Annotated in this window: 24 protein-coding genes (1 of these 24 running past the window's edge); 7 read left to right on the forward strand and 17 right to left on the reverse strand. The window is 43.2% G+C overall.

Going from position 1 to position 22,317, the window contains the following annotated elements:
• Nucleotides 1-27 precede the first annotated feature (27 nt).
• From ACK4EX_RS04050 to ACK4EX_RS04065, 4 genes are all read left to right on the forward strand, one after another.
• On the forward strand, nt 28-408 hold the full coding sequence (locus tag ACK4EX_RS04050; protein ID WP_409769970.1) for a RidA family protein: 381 nt from the start codon (nt 28-30) through the stop codon (nt 406-408).
• Between the two features lie 14 nt (nt 409-422).
• Nucleotides 423-974 (forward strand): hypothetical protein, encoded by a 552-nt coding sequence (locus ACK4EX_RS04055; RefSeq protein ID WP_409769973.1) that lies wholly within the window; start codon nt 423-425, stop codon nt 972-974.
• Between the two features lie 28 nt (nt 975-1,002).
• Complete coding sequence (locus ACK4EX_RS04060; RefSeq protein WP_409769975.1) at nt 1,003-2,007, forward strand: cold shock domain-containing protein; 1,005 nt, start codon at nt 1,003-1,005, stop codon at nt 2,005-2,007.
• Nucleotides 2,008-2,192: 185 nt separating this feature from the next.
• A complete protein-coding gene (locus ACK4EX_RS04065; RefSeq protein ID WP_409769977.1) occupies nt 2,193-3,092 on the forward strand; it encodes a hydroxymethylglutaryl-CoA lyase in 900 nt (299 codons plus the stop codon).
• A gap of 12 nt (nt 3,093-3,104) precedes the next feature.
• Here ACK4EX_RS04065 and ACK4EX_RS04070 read toward each other — a convergent pair whose 3' ends face one another.
• The 8 genes from ACK4EX_RS04070 to ACK4EX_RS04105 form a co-directional block, all read right to left on the reverse strand.
• Nucleotides 3,105-3,485: a DUF202 domain-containing protein gene (locus tag ACK4EX_RS04070; RefSeq protein WP_409769979.1), complete on the reverse strand. Its 381-nt coding sequence runs from the start codon at nt 3,483-3,485 to the stop codon at nt 3,105-3,107.
• 12 nt (nt 3,486-3,497) lie between these two features.
• Nucleotides 3,498-3,923 (reverse strand): hypothetical protein, encoded by a 426-nt coding sequence (locus ACK4EX_RS04075; RefSeq protein WP_409769981.1) that lies wholly within the window; start codon nt 3,921-3,923, stop codon nt 3,498-3,500.
• The gene (locus ACK4EX_RS04080; protein ID WP_409769982.1) at nt 3,895-4,146 is read right to left on the reverse strand and encodes a hypothetical protein; all 252 of its coding nucleotides are present in this window, start codon (nt 4,144-4,146) and stop codon (nt 3,895-3,897) included. The genes ACK4EX_RS04075 and ACK4EX_RS04080 overlap by 29 nt, the downstream gene beginning before the upstream one ends.
• A 1-nt stretch (nt 4,147) precedes the next feature.
• Complete coding sequence (locus ACK4EX_RS04085; protein WP_409769984.1) at nt 4,148-5,284, reverse strand: COX15/CtaA family protein; 1,137 nt, start codon at nt 5,282-5,284, stop codon at nt 4,148-4,150.
• Nucleotides 5,285-5,287: 3 nt separating this feature from the next.
• On the reverse strand, nt 5,288-5,632 hold the full coding sequence (locus ACK4EX_RS04090) for a heavy-metal-associated domain-containing protein (RefSeq protein ID WP_409769986.1): 345 nt from the start codon (nt 5,630-5,632) through the stop codon (nt 5,288-5,290).
• A 61-nt stretch (nt 5,633-5,693) separates the two neighbouring features.
• On the reverse strand, nt 5,694-7,136 hold the full coding sequence (locus ACK4EX_RS04095) for a TolC family protein (RefSeq protein WP_409769989.1): 1,443 nt from the start codon (nt 7,134-7,136) through the stop codon (nt 5,694-5,696).
• Complete coding sequence (locus ACK4EX_RS04100) at nt 7,133-8,464, reverse strand: HlyD family secretion protein (protein WP_409769992.1); 1,332 nt, start codon at nt 8,462-8,464, stop codon at nt 7,133-7,135. The genes ACK4EX_RS04095 and ACK4EX_RS04100 overlap by 4 nt, the downstream gene beginning before the upstream one ends.
• Before the next feature lie 16 nt (nt 8,465-8,480).
• Nucleotides 8,481-10,232, reverse strand: a complete 1,752-nt coding sequence (locus ACK4EX_RS04105) for a peptidase domain-containing ABC transporter (protein WP_409769994.1) — start codon at nt 10,230-10,232, stop codon at nt 8,481-8,483.
• A gap of 128 nt (nt 10,233-10,360) precedes the next feature.
• Here ACK4EX_RS04105 and ACK4EX_RS04110 point away from each other — a divergent pair, with 128 nt between their 5' ends.
• From ACK4EX_RS04110 to ACK4EX_RS04120, 3 genes are all read left to right on the forward strand, one after another.
• A complete protein-coding gene (locus ACK4EX_RS04110) occupies nt 10,361-11,230 on the forward strand; it encodes a sterol desaturase family protein (RefSeq protein WP_409769997.1) in 870 nt (289 codons plus the stop codon).
• A 101-nt stretch (nt 11,231-11,331) separates the two neighbouring features.
• Nucleotides 11,332-11,457 carry a hypothetical protein gene (locus ACK4EX_RS04115; protein ID WP_409769999.1) on the forward strand — a complete coding sequence of 42 codons (126 nt, stop codon included), beginning with the start codon at nt 11,332-11,334 and terminating at the stop codon, nt 11,455-11,457.
• Between the two features lie 192 nt (nt 11,458-11,649).
• On the forward strand, nt 11,650-12,426 hold the full coding sequence (locus ACK4EX_RS04120; RefSeq protein WP_409770001.1) for a hypothetical protein: 777 nt from the start codon (nt 11,650-11,652) through the stop codon (nt 12,424-12,426).
• A gap of 9 nt (nt 12,427-12,435) precedes the next feature.
• Here the strand turns inward: ACK4EX_RS04120 and ACK4EX_RS04125 are convergent, their stop codons facing one another.
• The 9 genes from ACK4EX_RS04125 to ACK4EX_RS04165 all read right to left on the reverse strand — a co-directional run.
• Nucleotides 12,436-13,167, reverse strand: a complete 732-nt coding sequence (locus ACK4EX_RS04125; protein ID WP_409770003.1) for a hypothetical protein — start codon at nt 13,165-13,167, stop codon at nt 12,436-12,438.
• Nucleotides 13,164-13,943, reverse strand: a complete 780-nt coding sequence (mazG, locus tag ACK4EX_RS04130; RefSeq protein ID WP_409770006.1) for a nucleoside triphosphate pyrophosphohydrolase — start codon at nt 13,941-13,943, stop codon at nt 13,164-13,166. The genes ACK4EX_RS04125 and mazG overlap by 4 nt, the downstream gene beginning before the upstream one ends.
• A gap of 1 nt (nt 13,944) precedes the next feature.
• Entirely contained in the window at nt 13,945-14,397 is a 453-nt protein-coding gene (locus tag ACK4EX_RS04135) for a DUF5606 domain-containing protein (RefSeq protein WP_409770008.1), read from the reverse strand.
• 8 nt (nt 14,398-14,405) lie between these two features.
• Nucleotides 14,406-14,987 (reverse strand): tetratricopeptide repeat protein, encoded by a 582-nt coding sequence (locus tag ACK4EX_RS04140; RefSeq protein WP_409770011.1) that lies wholly within the window; start codon nt 14,985-14,987, stop codon nt 14,406-14,408.
• Nucleotides 14,984-15,556 (reverse strand): peptide deformylase, encoded by a 573-nt coding sequence (def, locus tag ACK4EX_RS04145; RefSeq protein WP_409770013.1) that lies wholly within the window; start codon nt 15,554-15,556, stop codon nt 14,984-14,986. The genes ACK4EX_RS04140 and def overlap by 4 nt, the downstream gene beginning before the upstream one ends.
• Nucleotides 15,557-15,719: 163 nt before the next feature.
• Entirely contained in the window at nt 15,720-17,942 is a 2,223-nt protein-coding gene (locus ACK4EX_RS04150) for a RelA/SpoT family protein (protein WP_409770015.1), read from the reverse strand.
• 195 nt (nt 17,943-18,137) lie between these two features.
• Nucleotides 18,138-20,570: a ligase-associated DNA damage response DEXH box helicase gene (locus ACK4EX_RS04155; protein ID WP_409770017.1), complete on the reverse strand. Its 2,433-nt coding sequence runs from the start codon at nt 20,568-20,570 to the stop codon at nt 18,138-18,140.
• Nucleotides 20,571-20,768: 198 nt separating this feature from the next.
• Nucleotides 20,769-20,933 (reverse strand): PID-CTERM protein-sorting domain-containing protein, encoded by a 165-nt coding sequence (locus ACK4EX_RS04160; protein ID WP_409770019.1) that lies wholly within the window; start codon nt 20,931-20,933, stop codon nt 20,769-20,771.
• A 19-nt stretch (nt 20,934-20,952) separates the two neighbouring features.
• Nucleotides 20,953-22,317, reverse strand: the 3' portion of a protein-coding gene (locus ACK4EX_RS04165; protein ID WP_409770021.1) for a T9SS type A sorting domain-containing protein. 1,041 nt of this gene lie beyond the right edge of the window; only the last 1,365 of its 2,406 coding nucleotides appear in the window; its start codon lies beyond the right edge, outside the window; the stop codon is at nt 20,953-20,955.

Here is a 22,317-nt window from a genome sequence, read left to right on the forward strand (position 1 = left end):
TACTATCTTCAATATATTTGCCTCGAGATGATTGAGCCAATCAACACACCAGACGCACCGCAACCAATTGGTCCATACAACCAGGCCATCAAGGCAGGTGACTTTTTGTTTATCAGTGGTCAAATCGCTATAAATCCAGAAACAAATAAGTTGGTAGTAGGTGATATAACTGTTGAAGCACGAATGGTATTTGAAAATATTTATCAAATTCTTAAAAAAGCTGGTTTGACCTTTTCGAACGTGGTGAAGTCAACCATCTTTTTGAAGGATTTGAGTTCTTTTCCGATCGTTAATGAAATTTACAGCGAATATTTCAAGCAGCCTTATCCGGCACGCGAAACGGTTGAGGTTGCTCGATTGCCAAAAGGAGTTAATATCGAAGTTTCAGTGATTGCATATTGTAAATAAATGTATGTAGAGGCTTGAAAAGATTATTGTTTATTTTTTGTATTCTTACTTCAGAATTATTTGCTCAACAAAGAGATACCACCGACGAATATACATTGCGCAAAACCGAGGACTCATACGAACGGCGCATTTCTAACTCTTCTGATGTGTGGGGAAATAAACGCATTTTCTACGGTGGAAATGTAGGATTAGGTTTCGGGAACTTCACTAATATCCTTTTAAACCCGAGGATAAATCTTTACGAGCCTACTACAAAATCGATCTTGGGTGCAGGAGTGATGTACCAATACATTAACAATTTTGGCAATAAATTCAATATTGCAGGCATCAATCTGTTGGCTCATAAGCTTCTATTTAATACTGCCTTTGTTGGTATTGAGTCGGAGATGCTTTACATCTGGAATCGCACCGGAGGCATTTGGTCGTATCCCTTTATGGTCGGTGGCGGATTTATCTCCATCTCGCCAGGCGGATTTTACAGCCTTGGATTGTTTTATCCCATATATCAAGGCATAAATCCAATCTACCCTAATACAATCATCTTTCGATTTAACTTCGGATTTTAATTATGTTTAAATTTAAATTTTACAAAAAGTGAAAACACAGCGAATAGGCGTATTTATTGATGGTAATTATCTGAATCATGCAAGCAATTATTACAATTATACACATCCCAAACACCGACGATTGCATTTAGGTGGATTGCATGATTTTGTAAGAAATTGGATTGCGCAGTCTTTTGATACAGATCGCCGTCTGGTTAAAATAGTGGAATCGCACTACTTCCGCATTCGAATTAATGCTTTTGAAGCCAGCAATCGAGGTAATCAACTCTTTTACGATCGCCAGCTCGACGACATACTCTCTTATGAAAACATTCGCCCACACTATATCGTGTATCGCCAAAATGGAAGCGCTAGAAAAGAAACTCCGTCGATGGAGGCAAAGCTCTCTATCGAAGTGCTCGATGCCTGCTTTAGCAATAAATTAGATGCTGTAGCACTTTTTGTAAACGATGGCGCATATGCCGATGTAGCCATTAAAGTAGCTTCACTGGGCATTCCGGTATATCTTTTTCATTGGGAGTTTGAATATCAAAACGACGAGGGCAACGAGGTAGTGGTGCGCACATCGTATAACTTACTCGAGGCTTGTTCCTACTCTGTAAATCTTAGCGATTTGATCGATAAGCAACGTTCGCCTGACTATTGGCTCGACAAAATTTTTGTAAGCGAGCGCGAATCAAGTGCCTCTCAACAAACTCCTGAAGACGATTATCTCAACGATGATCAGGAATCTGACTTTCAATATCCGGATTCTTTAGACAAATCAGATTCACTTGAAAATTTGATATTTGAAAAAAAGCGTTTTAATATTTCTACCGACAACAGTTCAAACGTTTATGAGGGTGAAATATTGACGTTAAAAAACGGATATGGATTCATTAAATATCCTAACAACAACCTCTTTTTTCACCATTCTGATGTATTAAATGCTGATTTTCAAGAGCTTCAACCCGGCGAGAAAGTGATGTTTTCAGTTGCTAAAAACGATCAAGGTCAAGATGTGGCTAAAGAAGTAAGAAAACTCACTTATTAAAAAAAGCAAACAGATAATAAAAGGTGTCCTTTACAATAAAGGGCACCTTTTTTATTTACAAGCATTTATTGTATTAGTAGTGCTCTAATAACCTGATCGAAATGTGATGTAAATAAATCATGTCAATTTTGCTCCGATTTGTGTATTTTATTTGCATTAGGGGAAAAACACTTTAGGGGGAAACTATGTACGACAGCCAACGGGATGCCGCAATTAGGCAAGTGTCTGATAAGGAAGAATTTATCATTGTAGAGTGCCCTCGCGATGCCATGCAGGGCTTAAAGGAATTCATTGATACCGATCGCAAAATCACCTATTTGAACGCTCTGCTTAAAGTGAATTTTCACACACTAGATTTCGGCAGTTTTGTTTCGCCCAAAGCGATTCCGCAGATGCGCGATACGGCTGAGGTACTCGAAGGCCTTGACCTAACAAATACAAAAACCAAACTTCTCGCTATTGTAGCCAACGAAAGGGGAGGGGAGCAGGCATGTAAATATACCCAGATATCCTACCTCGGATATCCTTTTTCAGTTTCTGAAGAATTTCAAAAAAGAAATACTAATAAATCGATCGACGAATCGCTTGAATTGGTAGAAGACCTCTACAAAATGGCTAAAAGTGCAGGCAAAGAGTTGGTCGTCTATCTATCGATGGGATTTGGCAATCCATATGGCGATGAATGGAGCCCAGAGATTGTGTTGAAATGGAGTAAGGTGTTGGCGGATATAGGCATTCGCACTTTGAGTGTTTCTGACACGGTAGGGATAGCCACAGTAGAGTCAATTCACCAAATTTTTAATTTGCTGATTCCAGCTCTACCACATGTCACTTTTGGAGCACACTTGCACACCTTACCCTATCAATGGTTTGAGAAGATCGATGCTGCTTACAAAGCCGGTTGCCGGCGTTTCGATGGTGCTATCCGAGGTTTTGGTGGGTGTCCGATGGCTAAGGACGAACTCACTGGTAATATGCCAACTGAAAAGCTGATTAGCTATATGCTTTCTGAGCAGTTGCCCAACAGTCTGAATCTTTTGGCTTTTGAAAGCGCGTATAACGAAGCGTTGAAAATTTTTAATTAGTCGTTCAAAGAGCTACTTTTTTATTTGGTGTATAGGTTTTTTTGTTCTTTTTTCTTTTTGAAGTACGCCATTTTCTACCGTTTCGCCGAAATATTCCATTTTATAATTTCCGATGTGAATTTTACTCTGTTCGATCGATTTCTTTTGAACAAAAAAATTAATTATTCCAATCAACAATAGAACCGATACTATACTCAAAAATAATCCTTCAAAAAAGTGTCCTCCTTTTATTTCCAAAACTTGATGAATAGTAAGACCCGCAACAACAAAATAGAGTGAAGTACGAAGAAATGCCAGAAAGGTCGTCTGATTGGCCATTATGGTCCTTTGTAAAGCGAGTTTTTCTCTCAATACAAGATCTTTATTGAATTGCTCGGATTGATTTTCGTTCATTGTCTGAGAGTTTTATTGGAGCGAATCAATTACTGAATACTCATATATTTTAAACAGCGTATTACCATGTTTCTGTCGTTCCGCAATGATGTAGGCATCGATTATGTCACCGGATTTCACACCATGAAAATGCTCACGGAGTGCTTTGAATTTTTGATTATTTGAGGTGTTTTTATGAGTAAATTCGAAAAAAGCCAATTCTTCTTTTCCAGTGATTAGATGAGAACAATTTTTCGGTAAATGGCACTTTTTGATTTTTAAAATTTTTACAGTAGCCAGGTGATCATCTTCATTGAAAGGATGAACGACTTGCAAAATAACTGAAGATGCTGTCAAAATTGGAACCTCAGTGTTTTTAGGAATTTTACATGTGGAAAGAAAATTTGTTAGTGAGAGTATTAAAGCTATTTTAATGACTTTTGTAGCGACGGATTGCATCGGAAAAATTTTGGTGCATTGTGTCAAAAACAGTCTTTACCTGCCCAAGAAATGCTTCATCGAGTAAAGCGGTTATTCCGCCTTTTTCAGCCGAAACCAATTCTTTGCTGAATTTGAAACACTGCTTCATCGGTCCGCCTTCGATCTCAATGTAGTAATGTAAGTCGTGCGAATAAACGCTGATTTTAAAGATGGGATGGGGAATAACTTCTACAAGGCGCATCTTATTTCTTTTCGCTCGTTACTTTATCAGCACTCTGTAATTCACTGATTATTCCTGAGTTTTGAAAAATAAAGATGGTGTTGCTAGTGCTTGTCTCCAAATCAGAAACACGCTCGATCATATGCAGTAGCCAGAGGTAAAACTGCATACCATACAGCAATGCGGCTAATACCATGTGAACAGGCTGTGCTACAGCAGGTAAAGCGAAATAGGCCAAAACTATTCCGGCTAAAATTTCGGTAATTAAGGTAGCCATCATAAAGTTGATCAACGGAAGAGGCTTTTTAAACGATCTGTTTCGCATGAAAATAAAGCCGTTTACTAGCAGAATAATAATCGAAAAAGATCGGTGAACGTAGAAATTTAACCCAATTATATTGAGCCAGGTTTCGCGGTTTAGGCCCATCAATTCTTTGTTGAGGTGATCCACTTGCTCGCGCACCTGGGTTCCCAATATGATTTGAATGATGGTTAACAAAACAGCAGCACCCAGCCAGTGCCTGAGTGAGCGGTCGAGTGTAAGGTCATACTTGAGCGTCTTGCGTGTAAAAAGTAATAGGGCTAACAAAACCGATACAATGGAAAGCGCCCCGAGCATATGGATGGTAATGGAATGCGGGATAAGGTTGCCATCTACTACCTTTTTTCCAAGCCAGGCTACAAATGCTAATAAAAATACGCCAGTAAAAGCAAGTATGGGGATGATTTTCAGTCTTTTCCAATAGCTTAAAGAGAAAAATGCTATTAATAGCATTGGAATGCCTGATAGTGCTCCCAGAAGCCGGTTGATGTACTCAATCCAGGTATGTACCGGATTAAAAATGGCATAATCGTGTACGGTGTATTTTTCCCAATCAGTTTCTTGGAATGTTGAACTAGTTGTAAAAGTTCTTTTTGCTCTGTAGAGTGCATCATTGTGAACGATAAAGACGCCTTTATTGTAGCGTTGATTCGGATGGAAAATGACCTCTTCATTATGTGTGGGTGGGATGATGTATCCAAAGCACTTCGGCCAGTCAGGGCAGCCCATGCCCGAACCAGTAGCGCGCACTATGCTTCCGGCTAAAATCACTAAGTAGATCAAGACAAGCTCTAATATGATCAGGCGAACAAACCACCTGGCTCTAAGACGCAACATTTCTTACAGTTTGGAAACATCGAGTACTGTGGCTGAGTAGGTTCCGTTGTTAATGCTGTTGATCATTTCTTTTACTTTTTCAGCATCTGTAATAGAAGAATCGTATTCAAGATAAGCAGAATTGTGCTTAAAGTCGATTTCAAATTTTGTAACTCCTGCCATTTTCCGGATATTTTTTTCAATCAACTTTTTACAGCCCACCTCACAGGTCATTCCTCGTATTTCGAGTTCGGCTGAGGTAGTAGCTACAGCTGTTTTATTGACCTCTGTTTTGGCGTTATCAGCGGATTGTGTTGAGCAGGCCAACGCAATTGATAGCACAGTTACAAAAAGAATTACCTTTCTCATAGGTCGCAATGGTTTTTGCTATACAAAGGTACAGCTAAGCTATACTAATACGTTTAAAAAATCACTGCTCAGGCGTGTAGTTATACAAAATGCCTGCAGCTCTGAAAAACGAAGCTATTGAAGTCTGATAACGATGTAGCAATTGCAAGTACTGAAGTTCAGCATCTATGGCCTGAACTTCGCGGGCATTTACTAAAAAAAGTGAGCTTTCGCCGATCTGAAACTTGCGTTGTTCGATGCGTAATAGCTCAAAGAAGTTTTTCATATTGTTTCTCACCATATTCATCTGCTCAAACTGGTTTTCAAGTAGATAGGCTTCTTGCTGCATGCGTCGTTGCAGGGCTATTCGTCGATTTTCGCGCTGAAGGCGCGCTTCGGTGAGTCTTATTTCATTGATTCTCAGAGCTGCTCGTTCTCTGCGCAAAAAGAGCGGAATGCTAAAATCAATGCCAAATTTGTAGTTTCTTGGTGATATAAATATTTCTTCTCCAGCTAAAAAGCCGACTTGTTCGGTCAAAAAGTTGTATTTAATGTTGAGTTTTGGCAGCAATTCATTTTTTCTGAAGGCTCTCTCTGCTTCGAGCAGGCGCACCTGGTAGTCAAGCAATTGACTTTCGGGGTTGATTTGGTAAAATTCGTTTGTGATTTTAATGATGCTGTCAAAGCTCACCGGAAATTGCGTGGGTGCATACAAAAGCTGTGGTATGGCTAGCCAGGAGAGCTCCAATGGTTCACCAAAAGGACTCCAGAGATGGTTTGACAGTTTGAGCCTTGCGTCGTTGAGTTGAGCGCGGGCTTGCTCAGCTGCTATTTCGCGCGATTGTACCAAAATGAAGGCTTCAAGGGTATCGACTGCAGGCATATCGCCATTCAGAAAGGCAGACTTTACCAACTCAAAGCGCTGTCGGGCAACTTTAACAAACCGATCGCGCATTTGAAATTCGGCAAACCTTAGCGACCAAGTCCAGTAGTCGGCTATTGCTTCGAAAAGTAAATCATTGAGCACACGACGCTGCATGTGCACTGAGTAGCGGTTAAAGAGATTTGCTTGTTGTAGAGCGAGCCTTCGTTGGTCGGTGAGTAGTCCGCGCAAAACAGGTATGTCAGCTCCAAGAGCAAGGAGGCCACCTACAGGCAGGGTGCTTTCCGGATTTAAGAAATCACCTCCGGCTGTACTCCAGGTCGCATTAAACTTTATGCCGGGGTAAGTAAAAAATTCTACTCCGCCATCTTGATAATTGTAGTAATTTTTATCATTAAAATCTTTACCCGAAGCGAAATAAAAAGCAATAGGATCGAAAGATCCTTTAGCCATAAGGCGTCTTGCCTTGCCTTCGCGAGGAATCAATGCGGCTTGATTTGCTACGGGATGATGTTTCAAAACTAGCTCAATAAATTCCTGCAAGGGCATTACGTAGGCTGAATCTGCAGAAGGTTCGAGCTGAGCGAAAACCACCTCCACAATAGACACGAATGCACAAAGAAGCGACCAGAACTTCCTCATTTAGAAGCTGTTTTTTTTGACTTATCGCCTTTCTGGCCACTTTTGGTTTCAGGTGTATAGTATTCGGGCGGGAAGCCATTCAACTGTCGCCAGATTTCATACCATACGGGTACATCTTTGAGCAGCAGAATAGCGCGTACCCCAGAGCCGAAGCGAATCTGTTCTGGCCAGGGTACGTCATCTTTATCAGGAATCATCAGAATGCGGTACATCCCGTTTTCGCTCAGAACGTTATCAATTGCAGCTATTTCACCACCGAAGGTACCGAATGTAATGCTCGGCCAACCTGAGAAAACGATGGCCGGCCATCCGTCGAATTCAATTCTGCCCTTTTCGTGCAAGTGCATCAATGGTAAGTCCACAGGCCGCACGAATACTTCGACGGCCAATTGATATTGCAAGGGCATAATTTCCATAATGGGTTCGCCTTCTTTAATGTTTTCGCCTATACCGGCGCGAGTCATGCGAGTGACCATACCCCGCTGTGGCGCTGTCACGTAATAATAGCTCTGGCGCACATTGATAGAGTTGATTTTACTTCTCAATTTGGCAATCTCAGCATTGGTTGAATAATAGTCACTGATGGCTGACTGACGGTCGCTTTCGGCTTTAGAGATTTTTTCGGCAAAGTCAGCGCGAATACCAAGTAAGTCGGCCTTTGATTGCAGAAATTTATTTCGAGCGGCTGTGAGCTTGGCTGTGGCATCCTGAAAGGCTTGATTGCTTCTCTCCCAGTCGAAGCGGCTCTTTACCCCTTCGTTATAGAGGGTATCAGTGCGTTTAAATTGTATTTCTGAAAATTTATACTGCATGCGAGCAGCCTCGTATTCATTGCTGTCGGCTTGTACTTTAAGTATGGCCTGTTGCAGCTTTATTTCCTGGCTTTCTTTCAGCGCTTGGATTTGTTGCGATAAGGCATTTGCCTTGTCTTGATAGGAGACTAAGGCAGCCTCTTTAGCTTTGAGCTCAGCAGTAAGGTTTGCCAACAGATTGGGATCAAAATATTCATCTTTTATCTCGGTAATAAAGACCAGTGTATCGCCGGCATTTACGGTATCTCCTTCGCGCACAAACCATTGGCGTATGGTACCGGGAATAGGTGATTGTACGGTTTGGGGGCGCTGTTCTGGCCTAAAAGCAGTGACTTGCCCATATCCTTGTACATTTTGTGTCCAGGGGAGAAAAAGAACGATTAAGAAGAATATCAACATCCCCCACATCACTTTTGATAAATAATTGAAGAAGATGGGAACGCTTGTGTACTTATACGCCTTAGTCGCCTCTACTTTAATGATGTTTCTTGGTTCGTTGTCAGATATGTTTAGCATTTTGATTTCCGTTTTTTTATGGTTCTAATCCTTCAATGGTAAATCGGAACATAGATCGAATGTGGTCATCTTTAATAAGATCGTCGACGTGACCCGTAGCAATGACCCTACCTTTTTCAATGATAATAGTTTTATCGCACTTTTTAGCAAAAGTGTATAGATTGGATATAGCAAGCAGTGTGTATGGATGGCTTCTATCGGTCAGATATTCAGCGATGGCCTCGCAGTAGCCGGTTTCAAGCTCTGATAATACATCTTCTAGTATCAGAAGCCCTGGATTGTTTAAAAGCGAACGTATCAACAGAATTTTTTTGAAAAAGCTCTTAGGTATTCTTCGGTCATTAGGAAATACCTCAGTTTCAAAACCATCCGGGAGCTCTTTGACAAATGGAGTCAAGCCAAGCCGATCGCAGAGAGTTATTACTTGATTGAGCTCTACATCTCGACCCATGAGTAGATTGTCTAAAATCGTTCCGTGAAAAATGTTCTGATCACTCAGGTTATCGCCGATGCGCTTGCGCAGGCTGAAAGGTTCAATGTTTTGGATCGGCATGCCATTAAATGTAACCGTACCTGTATAATTGGTGTACAACCCGGCGGCAATGTGCAGAAGCACTGATTTTCCCGAGTTGTTTGGTCCACTCAGGCATACCCTTTCTCCGGCTTTTATGTCGAGATTGATTTCCGAAAGTCGGTTCTTTTGTGTTTTATCGAAATTAAAACTGATGTTATTAAAAGAGATTGCGATTGGTCCCGGCTTACCGTTTTCTAATTCGCTGAAGTCTACACCGTCATATTTTTCTAAAGGTACATCCATCACTTGGCCCAACTTCTCTGTTCCCGTAAGCACATCGTAAATGACTTCAAGACTTAGCATGAGTTTCTCAACGGAGTTTAGTATAATAATGATAATGATCTCGCTGGCAACAAACTGCCCCAAACTAATGTCTCGATTTATTACTAGAATACCACCAAGTATCAGTAGTCCTCCGGTGATTATTGTTTTAAAAGCTACAATATTTCCAAATTGAAAGAGAAGTACTTTGAAATGCTCTTTACGATATTTAATGTAATTTTCAACTATGGGATGCAACTTCTCATTAATAATGTCACTACCTCCTGCCAGTTTAAACGATGGCAATACACGTGCTACCTCCTCAAGCCAAAAGGCGGTTTTGTACTTGTACTTGCTCTCCATCAGGCTCGACTTCATACCCTTCGGCCCGCTATACACGAAGATGAGCACCAGATAAATCATCAGAAACAGACCGAAAAAAATAAAAAACGGATGATAAAACGACAGTAGCAAAAGCCCGAAAACAATTTGAATAAATGCAGAAATAAACTCTTTTAGAATTTTTGGTAATCCTTTTTGAATTGTCAGAACATCAAAAAAGCGATTAGCCAGCTCCGGTGGATAATCTTTTATCAGATAGTTGTAGTCCCATCTTGGCATTCGATAACCCAGCTCATAGGCAGCTCGAATGTAAATCCTCTGTTGTATGGCTTCAGCCAGCGACATTTGAAGTATCTGAAAAAACCCAGCCAGTACCACACCTATTAATACGATCACTACCAATAATATCCATGCATTTGAAACCCTTCCTCCCATTACCAGATTGATGATTGCTTGTATTCCAAGTGGTAAACAGAGATTAACTATAGCAGCCAGTATGCCTAGTAAAAAAATGTAGTATATTTCTTTTCTGAAATTTCCCAACATCCTGAAAAATCGCTGTAAAGGCTTTTGTCCATTTATATCTGCCATAGAAAAATTTTCAATACTTGACACAAATAAAGAACCTTTTTTAATTAAGAAAGATTAAATTTGAAATCCCAAAAATCAGTTTGTGATTTTCTGTATTCAATCCAAAATTATAAAATAATAAACACCGAATGCTAAATCTGATCCATTACGCCATACCAGCTTTTATAATACTCCTTCTCATAGAACTCATTTTTTCAGAACTCACTAAAAGACACCTCTACGATACACGTGATACTCTTAGCAGCCTGACAATGGGTATCGGAAATGTGTTGATCAACCTTATAGGCAAGAGCCTGGCCCTTGGCACTTATTATTTTGCCTGGAAGTATAGACTCTTTGATCTGGGTCACTCAGTGTGGGTATGGATTTTACTCCTTTTTGCCGACGATTTTACCTACTACTGGTATCACCGATTGTCGCACGAAGTACGCTATCTCTGGGCTTCTCATGTAGTGCATCACTCCTCCCGTCGTTACAACCTCTCCACGGCCCTGCGCCAGACCTGGACCGGCACACTCTCCGGAGGCTTTCTATTCTGGATCTGGCTCCCAGTATTAGGTTTTCATCCCCTTATGGTTATGACCATGCAGTCCATCAACCTGCTTTACCAATTTTGGATACACACCGAAACCATTGACAGGCTACCTAATTGGTTCGAATTCATTTTCAATACCCCTTCCCACCACAGGGTGCATCACTCAAGCGAGCCTCGATATCTCGATCGCAACCATGCAGGCATTTTCATCCTATGGGATCGACTATTTGGAACCTTTGTACCTGAAGATCGACGTCCTATTTACGGACTTACCAAAAACATCAACACATACAATCCCTTTCGCATTGCCTTTCACGAATGGGCTGAAATTGTTCGCGATGTACGCCATGCCCCAAATCTAAGATCGGCAATTTTATACCTTTTTGGTCCTCCGGGTTGGAGCCACGACGGCACTCGTTTTACTTCTCAACAATTGCGAGAAACGGCCAAAGTCGATAAATAAAATTTTTTATATTTTTTCTTATACAATTTTTGTTGGGCTTTTTTTAAGCAGCATTTTCATTTGAATGGGACTATTCCAAGGCGGTTTGATGATGCTGACAAATGGAAAAGTTTTCGTCAGGACTGGCTTTGCTCCAGTGCATCGGTTCAGCTTTGCTTCACCTTCGTATTGCAAGGCAACGCGGCAGCTGTATCCACCATGCGGCAGTGGCTGAATGCCTAATCTAATTTTTAGATCTTTACCTACAATATTTGAGATCTAAAAATTTCACTCCCTAATCATCATGTTGTATATCTATATAAAAAACTCATCTACAATTGTATATCATTATTCGTTGAAAGATCTTGATTTCAAAGCTATATTCTTAACCTTGCGGTACATTTTTCGTTAGACCTAAGTAGAAAAAAGCTGAAGTTAAAATGAATATCATCAAAATTGCTCTGGCATATCTCCCCTTTGCCTTCGTTATCTCATCCTGCACCTATAAGCTTGCGGTACCCGAAGACTTCGAAAAACGCTCCGCTTATCATCAGGCACAAAACCGACAATCCTGGCCCTTCAAGAAAAACATGACGGTTGGACCGTACTTAGCTACCAACATTCGTAGAGGATGGACAGAGAGCTACCATTTCACCTTCGTAATCCGATGGACTGGTGCCAGCGAGCGATATAGATTCGTCGTCAGAGAAGCAGCCAGACCTGAAGATACAGTAGCTACCGTATTTTGTTTCACCAAGATCCGACAGGAAGACTTTACCTGGATCGCACGTCGAATGGGAGGCTGGCCCATAAAATACGAAAACGTTTTTGCTGTGACCATAGCCCTGCGCAGCAGCGACGGCCAGCCTCAGGAGTGGGAAATGGTCTACAATGAGCCACCTATGTTCATCATGCCAAAGCAGAAAGGAATTGGTCTTCTGAAAGGTCCAGCTGGTCAGACCTACAATATTGAAAGCTATCACTATTTCCGTCGGCCTTCAGGAAAGCGTATGTGGTCAGCCACACCCATCGGATTTGCTATTTTAAAAGATGGAAAGGAAGTAGCCGTAGCTGATATTATAAATAAGGGAGGCTACTACCTGAGCGAAGAACTGGATACTGAAGAAAAGAATCTTCTTACTTCAGCCTGTATGGCCTTACTTTTGCGTCGCGATCTGCGCGAAACACACGAAAGAGCAGGAGTAGTAAACAACTAGATAAGCCTTTTACAAAGGCGAAAATTTCATTACCAGTCCTTCGATCTCTTCCCAATCGCCCGAAGATGGTTTACCAAATGGGAAATGATAAATAAAAGGTTCTTCCGTTTGAACATGCTTAAATCGCGCATTGAGAGGGTGGTTATTGGTCACTACTGCTGTCAGTCGATTATCTCCTTTTAAAAAGAGCAATATGCGAATGCCGTCGCCGGCCAGCGATTTGTTTTTGTCGCGTAGTATATATACCGTACCGTTCGGAAGTATTTGTTTTTCGGGTCTGAATTCTGAAATCCATTCTGACAAGCTTGCAGTGATATTACCCTTTTTAGCAATTACTTTTTCGAGAGCAGTTTCGGGCTTGGTACCATCGTCTATTTTGGTTTTGAAGAGATACCCTTGAATAATTACGCGAAACTTGTCTTTGTGCTTTCCACCGGCCTCAGCTACTTCTGTTACATCCCACTGTTGAGGCATTGTACCTACCTCTTTTCCACCGATGAATATAGAAGCTCCCTGGGCTATTCGATGGCCGCTCATCTCAGCACGGCGAACCATTATCTCAATGCTTGTCGGATACCAATTTTCAGTCAGCGGGCCGGTATAGACTTCTGTGCCCTCAGGTATAGTAAAGAGCACTCGTACGCCGGGTTTGGTGTAGAGCTCTGCTTCTTTTTTTACCTTCTGGCTATATGCGGAGAGTGATAGTACCAGAAGAGCAGCTGCAAAAAAGAGTTTTTTCATTTTTCAAAATCTTTTGCCTTTTCCCAGTAAATGTCCATTTCATTCAATGTCATATCGTGTAGTGAGCGTCCATCAGCTGCAGCGGCTTTTTCCATATACTGAAAGCGCTGGATGAACTTTTTGTTGGTTTTTTCTAAGGCATTTTCAGGATTGATGTTCAGAAACCGTGCATAATTGATCAAGCTGAAGAGAAGGTCTCCAAATTCCTTTTCCATTGCTTCTTTATTGCCCTTAGAAGCCTCCTCGTGAAACTCCTTGAGCTCTTCTTGAACCTTCTGCCACACTTGTTCGGCATTTTCCCAGTCAAAACCAGCACCACGGGCTTTTTCCTGAATGCGTTGCGCTTTTACCATCGCCGGCAGACTTTTTGGTACCCCGTCGAGTACTGAACGGTTTCCTTCTTTTAGCTTCAGCCTTTCCCAATTGACTTTTACTTCCTCTTCGCCCGACACTTTTACATCGCCATATATATGCGGATGTCTTGCAACGAGCTTTTCACATATGCCATTAAGCACATCGGCTATGTCGAAGTGACCTGTTTCTGAAGCTATGCGGGCATAAAAGACCATATGAAGCATGAGATCGCCGATTTCCTTTTTGATTTCGGACATGTTTCGGTCAAGTATGGCATCGGCAAGCTCGTAGGTCTCCTCTATGGTAAGGTGCCTGAGGCTTTCCATTGTCTGCTTCATATCCCAGGGGCATTGGGTACGAAGCTCGTCCATGATTGTGAGCAGTCGGCCGAAGGCTTTAAGTTTATCGTCGAACGAATTCACTTTATGGCTGAGTTTCTTCTGCTGTGGCTGATGATTCGCTTTGTTCGGCTGTAGGTTCCAAGGGCTCAGGCTGGTCGTCGGCGAGTCCAAGCTCTACCAGCGTATTGTACCACTGAAACACTTTTTTTATATCGCTAAAGTACACGCGCTCTTTGTCGTAATCAGGAAAGAATTTCTCAAACTCAGTCCTCAGTACCGATTCAGACTCTTTGTGCGAAGGTGCTTTTTGACCGTTGTAGTGTTTGTACATGTCGGCCAAAATTTCGCGCAGTGGTTTGTCGTCGCCATAGGTAAACATTGAAATGTCGTAAAGACTTGAAGCATTTTGATTAGTACTTACGGGCATTTTACGTCCATCAGTAAGGCTTTCAACCAAAATTCCCGTACGAGTTGTGGTAATCAATTTGTACAAGCCAGGCTTACCTGTTACAGCGATGATTTTTTTTAGGTCCATAGTTTAATTTACTTGTTTTCAGCAGATTGAATGGATTTGTTTTTCGGGTCGTTGAGCCAACGCTCGATCATCTCGAGGTCGTTGTAGGGGTCAGTATCGGTAATTTTCAGCAAGTTTGAAGCCTGAGCAGCCAGTGGATGTGAGGGGTAGTCTGCGACTACTTGTTCCCACATGCGTATGGCCTGCTGGGGTTGGCGCAAGTTGTTGTCGTAAATCATGCCAGACAGAAAAAGCGCTTGGGCAGCATAGGGCTGACCGGCAAATCGGGTGTAAACAAGTTGTAATTGTCGCAAAGCGTCTATTTCTCGATCGGGTAACAAAAGGTAGAGATTAGCCGCTTTTATCAAAAATTGCGCAGATAGCGTGTCTTGAGGATAGGCTTGACTGTAAGATTGCATTTTATCGATTAGTTTCACAGCCAATGTTGTATCAGCTTCAGGCAAAGTCTTGAGCAGTTTGCTTTCAATCGCTTCTATTTCAGCAATCAGCTCTTTTGCTTCATTTTTTTCTTCTGAAGTTTCAGTGCCTGAACTGCAGGACCATGTAAGTAATGTGAGTAGCGCTAGAGGCCAAATTCCTAGTTTCTTCATTTGTTGTAAAAACGTATTTTGTAGTTACAACTCACTTTTCCCTTAAGTATGTTGTCGAGTTTCCCCTTAATAAGTCTTTTTCGCAGGGGAGATAGCCGATCGGTAAATAGTATGCCCTCGATGTGATCGTATTCGTGCTGAATGATGCGCGCACGAATGCCGTTAAACTCTGCGATATGCTCTTGAAAGTTTTCATCGAGCCATGCCATGCGTATGCGTTCACGACGCGAAACGTCTTCGCGAATCTCTGGAATGGAGAGACACCCTTCGTTGAAAGCCCATGTCTCACCACTTTCTTCTAATATCTGAGCGTTGATAAAAACCTTTTTGAAGTCTTTGATGCCTTCTTCGCTGGCAAATTCCGGGTCTTCAGCAAATGGTGTAGCATCAACAATAAAAAGCCTAATGTTCAGTCCTATTTGTGGTGCCGCCAGTCCCACACCGTTGGCCTGGTACATGGTTTCCCACATATTGGCTATGAGTTCATTCAAATTTTTGTACGTGTGATCAATAGGTACACTTTTGCGCTTAAGTACCGGATCTCCGTATGCTACTATGGGTAAAATCATCAATTACGCAAAATTCTTTGGAAGCCTGCAAACCTACAAACTCTCTGCCAAAACAGAGGTTTATCAAGTTGCACGTCTGAACAATTACGGTTGCGTTTTTGAGAGTTTTTAAGAAACTGTGACCCAGTATTAATCTATTGCACAGAGCGTTTTTCGGCAAGGGTTATTTTCGGGTTACTGAGGTTACTCCTTCTACTTTTTTAAGTTTTTCGATGATTTTAGTCAAGTGCATTTTATCGGCAACGATGAGCGTAATTTCTCCAGAAAAAACGCCGGCATCGCCTGAGATATTGATGGCCTTTATATTCACATTCATGTCATTAGAGATGATTTGGGTAACCTTATTTACAAGTCCCATTGTATCAATTCCTTTGATAACGAGCACTGCTGTGAAGTTGCCAGATTGCTCAGCTACCCAGCGGGCTTTTATGATGCGGTTGGCATAATTGCTTTGGAGGGTAATGGCATTTGGACAATCATATCGGTGCACTGTAATGCCGGATCCGCTGCTCAAAAAGCCAAATACTGAATCGCCCGGCACGGGATTGCAGCACTTACCCATACGATATTCGAGCTTTTCATCGTTTTGGCCAAATACAAGAATTTTTGGGTCCTCTTCGGTTTGGACGGTTTTTTTAATGTGTGTTTCGTCAGGTTCTGAACGGCCAAATTTTTTGCGCAGGTAGGCCATGAAGCCCCTATTGTACTCTTTGGCAAATTCTTTAATGTCTTCGTTATCAATGATTTTACTTCCTACTTTGTAAAAGAGCTCCTGTGTATTGGCCAGTTTAAAAAACTGCGCCATGCGGTTCAGAACTTTTTCGGTTGGTTTTATTTTGATATAGGAGAGTTTCCTGCTTAGAATTTCACGACCTTGGTCGGCAAGTATTCGTTTCTCTTCGCGTAGTGACGATTTGATCTTAGAGCGCGCTTTGCTTGTGACTACATGGTTAAGCCATTCTTCTTTGGGCTTTTGTTTTTCAGAAGTAATGATCTCAACCTGATCCCCGCTTTGTAGTTTGTAATTGAGAGGTACAAGCTTGCCATTCACTTTAGCGCCCAGAGTTTTAAGGCCTATATCGGTGTGTATTTCAAAGGCGAAATCCAGTGGTGTGGAGCCAGCCGGTAGTCGTTTAAGGTCACCTTTAGGTGTAAAGACAAAAATTTCGTCTGATAATAGATTGGTTTTAAAGTCATTGACAAATTCTACAGCATTAGATTCCGGATTTTCGAGCAGCTGGCGGATTTTTTCGATGAGTTTTTCTAAATGTGCGTCAGAGGAGGCATCTTCCTTGTACTTCCAGTGTGCTGCATATCCGCGCTCGGCGATATCATCCATGCGCTTAGAGCGGATTTGCACTTCTATCCAATGGCCGTCGGGGCCCATCACTGTGGTATGAAGTGACTCGTATCCGTTGGATTTTGGTGCTGATATCCAGTCGCGAAACCGCTCGGGACTTGGCTTGTAGCGACTGGTTATAATCGAGTATACCCGCCAGATATCTGCTTTTTCGCGCTCAGGTGTACTGTTGAGTATGATCCGGATGGCAAACTTGTCATACACTTCTTCGAAGGGTATACCCTGTTTGCGCATTTTTTTCCGGATTGAAAAGATGCTTTTTGTGCGGTATTTAATGGTAAAGTCGAGTCCTTCGTTTTTTAGTAATTCGCGTATCCTTTCGGTGAAACTCGTCAGATAGCGCGTATCATCGGCTTTGGTTTCGCGCAATTTCCGCTCGATTTCGGCGTATACTTCAGGTTCTGTGTACTTGAGGGAGAGGTCTTCGAGTTCAGTTTTTATGTTATATAGACCCAGACGACCTGCCAGAGGGGCGTAGAGATAAAGTGTCTCTGAGGCAATTTTTAATTGCTTATGTGCAGGCATGTCGTCCATTGTCCGCATGTTGTGCAGGCGGTCTGCCAGCTTGATCAGAATCACACGGATATCGTCGGATATGGTCAGAAGCATCTTGCGGAAGTTCTCTGCCTGCACCGAAATGTCCATATCCGAAACAAAGGAAATTTTTGTCAGTCCGTCGATGATCTTGGCTATGGTTTTGTCGAAAAGACGTTCGATGTCTTCGAGGGTGTATTCGGAGTCTTCTACCACGTCGTGCAGCAGCGCGCAGGCTATGGATGTAGGTCCGAGACCAATTTCGCGCGATACGATAATAGCTACTTCCAGCGGATGCAGAATATATGGCTCGCCACTTTTGCGACGTACGCCCTTGTGGGCATCCATTGCCACATTAAAAGCTTTGCGAATAAGCTTTTTATCTGCATCGTCGAGCTTACCCGCACAACTCCTTAGCAAGGCGCGGTAGCGATTTAGGATTTTGCGTTTGTCCTCAGTGTTTTGATCTATTTGTACAACCTCTGTGGGCATATGTCTCATCAAACTTGGTGTGAAAGAGTAGAGCGTTGTTTGTTACTTCAAAGTTACGAAAGCTTTTGTGCAGTGTTTTATCGGTATGCGATTTTGAATGAAAATGTTGTATTACTTCCGTTCGCTTTCCACAGATCGCGCGGGGTGGCGCAGAAAAAGTTTATTTGTTAAAATCAAAACCTTAACTCTCAACCCTTATCTCTTCACTTCCACTAGTGCTTCCCGAAGCATTTTTTCAACACGTTGTTCAAGGGTTTCGTTAGTCAGGCGTTCGCGGAGGCGATCGACCATGATCGGGAAGCAAAAGGGCGTAGGGCGTTCAATGTATCTCAATAAGATTTCCTGGCCCTGCATGCGACTGAAAGCTTTTTGCATGCGCCCTTGTTCAAGTTGAAACTGAAGGATTTCGTCGTAAGCCTGCCGAAGCAAGAGGTTGTCGGGTTCGTGCTCTGTTAAGGTATTGAAAATCAAACTGGCGGAGCTTTGTAAGTGCTTTTCCTTTACGGGGCGACCCGGGTAACCCTGAAATACCAATCCGGCTATAGAGGCAATGTCGCGAAATCGCCTACGAGCCATTTCGGTGGCATTTATGCTTTGGAGGATGTCGCGCTCCAAATGTTCTGTGCTAAATACATCTGAGTCAAGAGCCATCTGAATGGGAATGGGATCGGCCGAAAGCAGTTCGAAGCCGTAATCATTCATGGCTATACTAAACGTAATGGGCTGAAACAATGCTAATCGCCAGGCAAGCACCGATGCCATGCCTTCATGCACAAATCGCCCCTCGAAGGGATAGACAAAAAGGTGATGCCCTTCGCGTGAAACGAGGTATTCGATCAGTAATTGATCAGGTCGGGGTATAGCGCTGCGGTCGAGCTGTAATCTCCATAAAGGAGAAATAAATTTCAGCTCCGGGTCATTTGCCTTGTCGTCGAAGGCTTCCTGGAGCTTTTCGCGCAACATGGCGCCCATCTGTGCTGAGAGGGGCATTCGTCCGCCCATCCAACTGGGTACCAAGCCTTCCTTTTGCTGACTGGCGCGAACTATAACTTCTAATCCACGTACTCTAACCAGTTCCAGACTGCGACCCGCAAACCAAAACACATCGCCCGGTTTCAGGCGGCTGATAAACCACTCTTCGATCGTACCCACAAATCCGCCATTGAGAAATTTCACACGCATCAAGGTATCGCTTACTATGGCGCCTACGCTTAGGCGGTGCCGCATGGCAATGCGCTTGCTCTTTACTGCGTACCGTCCATCTTCAGTGAGCACCACTTTGTTAAAATCGTCGTACCCTTCGAGCGTTCGACCTCCTGTAGTGATAAACGACAAACACCAATACCACTCCTCATCGCATATAGATGAAAAAGCATGGGTAGAGCGCACTTGGCGAAGAATTTCGTCAGCCTTAAAGCCTGGGCCTACTGCTAAAGTTACAAGCCATTGGACCAACACATCGAAACTGCGCATATAAGGCTCCCGTGGCTCAATCACTTGTCGGTCGATCGCTTCTCGTAAAGCAGCTGATTCGACCAATTCTAAAGTGTGCGTAGGCACGAAGTAAATGCGACTCACCGCTCCCGGTTGGTGCCCGCTCCGACCGGCGCGCTGCATAAAACGGCTCACACCCTTAGGACTGCCAATCTGTATAATCGTCTCCACCGGCCGGAAGTCTACACCCAGGTCAAGGCTCGACGTACTCACCACTGCCTTCAATCGACCATCGTATAATGCATCTTCTACCCAGTGGCGGATCTCGCGGCTAATGCTGCTGTGGTGCATGGCGATTTGTCCTGCCAGCGATGGAGCTGCCTCAAGCAACTGTTGGTACCAGATTTCGCATTGCGAGCGCGTGTTGGTAAAAATGAGCGTACTGCGGCTATGCTCAATGACTGGCACTACCTTTTGAAGCAATTTTATACCCAAGTGACCTGCCCAAGGCATCACGTCAATGGTATCTGGCAAAACAGGTATCACCTCAATGCGCTTTCGCAAGTCAGCCCTAATTATAGTCCCTTCACCGCAAGTAACCCCGAGTAATACCTGCATGGCTTCTTCCATGTTCCCGATGGTGGCTGAGATGCCCCACGTTTGCAATGACGGTAATCGAGCACGTAACCAGGCCAGAGCTAGCTCCATCATCACCCCTCGCTTGTTGCCCATCAGCTCATGCCATTCGTCCACTACGACGAATCGCAATCGATCGAAAACTCGTTCTCCATCTCGCGTGGCTATCATCAGGTGGAGACTTTCAGGTGTAGTGATAAGTATTTCAGGCATTTGTCTTGCCTGTTGTCGGCGCTCGGCCATCTCTGTATCGCCCGTGCGTATGCCCACCCTCCAGCAAAGACCACATCCCTCCAACGCATGGGTAACACTTAATTCAATTTCCTTAGCCAGCGCCCGAATGGGTGTTATCCATAAGCACATTAAACCCTTCGGATTTTCGCTCTTGAGCACTTCAATCACACCACCCAGTACAGAGTAGGTTTTACCACTTCCAGTCGGAGCATTTACTATGCCTGATCTGCCTTGTAGGATCTTACTCCAAGCTTCGCGCTGAAAGGCGAAAGCACGCCAACCGCGCGATTCAAACCATTTTTCAAGCAGGAATTTATCCTTCATCTTTAAGAAGACTTACTAAGTAACTCATGATAGTTTATTTGGTTTTCACTTCAAAGGGTATACATTCTTTCTTGGTTAATAAGCAGCTTACTATCTTATTCCAGCTAGTTGCAGCTTTAAAGCTTTTTTTAAGTTTATTTAAATTTTCAATAAAAAAGCCGGCAAGAGCCGGCTAGTAAAAAAGATGAATTAGGTGAATTAATTTTTTCTGTGTTTATATGCGCCATAGGCTGCACCCGCCAGAGCCAGCAGACCAATAGCGCCATCCACAGGCACAGGGCCTCCCGGAGGGTCAGGCTGAGCATACGTTATCAAGGGTAGTGATATAATCAGGATAGCGATGAGTATTATAGCCTTTTTCATATCGTCAGGTATTTTAAAATTAATAAACAAATTTCATGTTTTTATAGTTGCCGCCAGCTTCAATGCTGAGCACATACACCCCTTTAGCAAGGTTTGGCAAAGCAAAGGTAGAAGTGGCTCCGGCTACTACATCCGTATTCCATATCTTTATAACCTTGCCGGTCATATCCGTTACTTTCAGAGTAGTGCGACCCATATTTTCATAACCTTTCAAATACACCTGTCCGTCGTGTACCCAGGCATTCAATTTATCTACTTCGTGTTCTATGGTACTGACCGTGCTCTTATTAAAGTGCAGCACAAAACGGTCGGGGTTGTTTGATGGATTGTGGGTGAAGGTATAATCGCCATTGTTCAGCATCGTAAAGGTATTGGTCAGCTTATCTTCCAGGGTCACGACGATGGAAGGATCGAAATCCGATACATCAAACAGACTGATGGTGTATGCACCGGCTTCGGTACATGTGAATCGGGTCGGCAACGAATACGAACCTGAGAGTGACGGCAATGTGTTGATGGAGTAATACACATTTCCTATGACACTGTAGATCATCGGATAGCCTTCGATCCGGTTGAATTTATAAGCGTCATACTTGCCATCAAATCCGGTAGTGGCGTCGGATTTGAAAAGCACGTACATCTCATCGGTGCGGTCATTTTTGCTCACGCGAATGTTGATGCGGTCGAAGTTGTTCTGTGTTTTCAGCAGTCCGTCACCACCACTTGCCGAGCGACGCGAGAGTGCAAAAGTGAAATTCAGCCCGGTGGTGTTAGCCCGCACAAAGAATGCCTCGCCTGGCGACAGGTATCGGGCTGAGGAAGGAGTATTGGTCGTTGGATTGTAAGACGTGTATCCGGTCGGAGTGCGGATAGACAGGGATTTCTCTGTGGACCCATTATCAGTATCCAATCCATTCAAGTCAAAATCGGCATGATAAGGATTGGCCAGCAGATTCCATCCCTGAGTGACACCAGGGCTTGCTGAAAATGTTACACCCGATGGTGCAGATCCATAATCCAATGAACGCACTACTGCTGAAGTGTTGGATGAAAGGGATCCTGAAAAAACAATATTTGAATCATTCGCAGGAATGGTAAAGAATCCATAGGGAGAATTTTCACCGGCTGCGATAAAAACGCCTTGTCCGCGAGTGAATGTACCGGTATGAGCCGACGACCATCCACCGGTAGCGCTCCAGTTGTACACTGAGCTGGCGGTAAACTGACCTGTACCAATGGAATTAATATTGATGCCATCAACAGGCGAACCAATGGCGTACCATTTATAGGAAGTTCCCGGTACGAGACGCATCTGATGATTTACGGTACCTGTACCCGATACAGCCCCATAAATCAGCCGGGCATAATCGGTTTTTGAAGTCGC

The organism is Thermaurantimonas sp., assembly GCF_046299575.1.
Classification (GTDB): domain Bacteria; phylum Bacteroidota; class Bacteroidia; order Flavobacteriales; family Schleiferiaceae; genus Thermaurantimonas.

Coding starts and splice junctions, on each gene's coding strand:
- ACK4EX_RS04135 (WP_409770008.1), bottom strand. CDS start 14,397: ATGGACCTAAAAAAAATCATCGCTGTAACAGGTAAGCCTGGCTTGTAC.
- ACK4EX_RS04050 (WP_409769970.1), top strand. CDS start 28: ATGATTGAGCCAATCAACACACCAGACGCACCGCAACCAATTGGTCCA.
- ACK4EX_RS04125 (WP_409770003.1), bottom strand. CDS start 13,167: ATGAAAAAACTCTTTTTTGCAGCTGCTCTTCTGGTACTATCACTCTCC.
- ACK4EX_RS04070 (WP_409769979.1), bottom strand. CDS start 3,485: ATGAACGAAAATCAATCCGAGCAATTCAATAAAGATCTTGTATTGAGA.
- ACK4EX_RS04150 (WP_409770015.1), bottom strand. CDS start 17,942: ATGCCCACAGAGGTTGTACAAATAGATCAAAACACTGAGGACAAACGC.
- ACK4EX_RS04105 (WP_409769994.1), bottom strand. CDS start 10,232: ATGGCAGATATAAATGGACAAAAGCCTTTACAGCGATTTTTCAGGATG.
- def (WP_409770013.1), bottom strand. CDS start 15,556: ATGATTTTACCCATAGTAGCATACGGAGATCCGGTACTTAAGCGCAAA.
- ACK4EX_RS04080 (WP_409769982.1), bottom strand. CDS start 4,146: ATGCGCCTTGTAGAAGTTATTCCCCATCCCATCTTTAAAATCAGCGTT.
- ACK4EX_RS04090 (WP_409769986.1), bottom strand. CDS start 5,632: ATGAGAAAGGTAATTCTTTTTGTAACTGTGCTATCAATTGCGTTGGCC.
- ACK4EX_RS04100 (WP_409769992.1), bottom strand. CDS start 8,464: ATGCTAAACATATCTGACAACGAACCAAGAAACATCATTAAAGTAGAG.
- ACK4EX_RS04110 (WP_409769997.1), top strand. CDS start 10,361: ATGCTAAATCTGATCCATTACGCCATACCAGCTTTTATAATACTCCTT.
- ACK4EX_RS04140 (WP_409770011.1), bottom strand. CDS start 14,987: ATGAAGAAACTAGGAATTTGGCCTCTAGCGCTACTCACATTACTTACA.
- ACK4EX_RS04065 (WP_409769977.1), top strand. CDS start 2,193: ATGTACGACAGCCAACGGGATGCCGCAATTAGGCAAGTGTCTGATAAG.
- ACK4EX_RS04075 (WP_409769981.1), bottom strand. CDS start 3,923: ATGCAATCCGTCGCTACAAAAGTCATTAAAATAGCTTTAATACTCTCA.
- ACK4EX_RS04155 (WP_409770017.1), bottom strand. CDS start 20,570: ATGAAGGATAAATTCCTGCTTGAAAAATGGTTTGAATCGCGCGGTTGG.
- ACK4EX_RS04160 (WP_409770019.1), bottom strand. CDS start 20,933: ATGAAAAAGGCTATAATACTCATCGCTATCCTGATTATATCACTACCC.
- ACK4EX_RS04120 (WP_409770001.1), top strand. CDS start 11,650: ATGAATATCATCAAAATTGCTCTGGCATATCTCCCCTTTGCCTTCGTT.
- ACK4EX_RS04115 (WP_409769999.1), top strand. CDS start 11,332: ATGGAAAAGTTTTCGTCAGGACTGGCTTTGCTCCAGTGCATCGGTTCA.
- ACK4EX_RS04085 (WP_409769984.1), bottom strand. CDS start 5,284: ATGTTGCGTCTTAGAGCCAGGTGGTTTGTTCGCCTGATCATATTAGAG.
- ACK4EX_RS04095 (WP_409769989.1), bottom strand. CDS start 7,136: ATGAGGAAGTTCTGGTCGCTTCTTTGTGCATTCGTGTCTATTGTGGAG.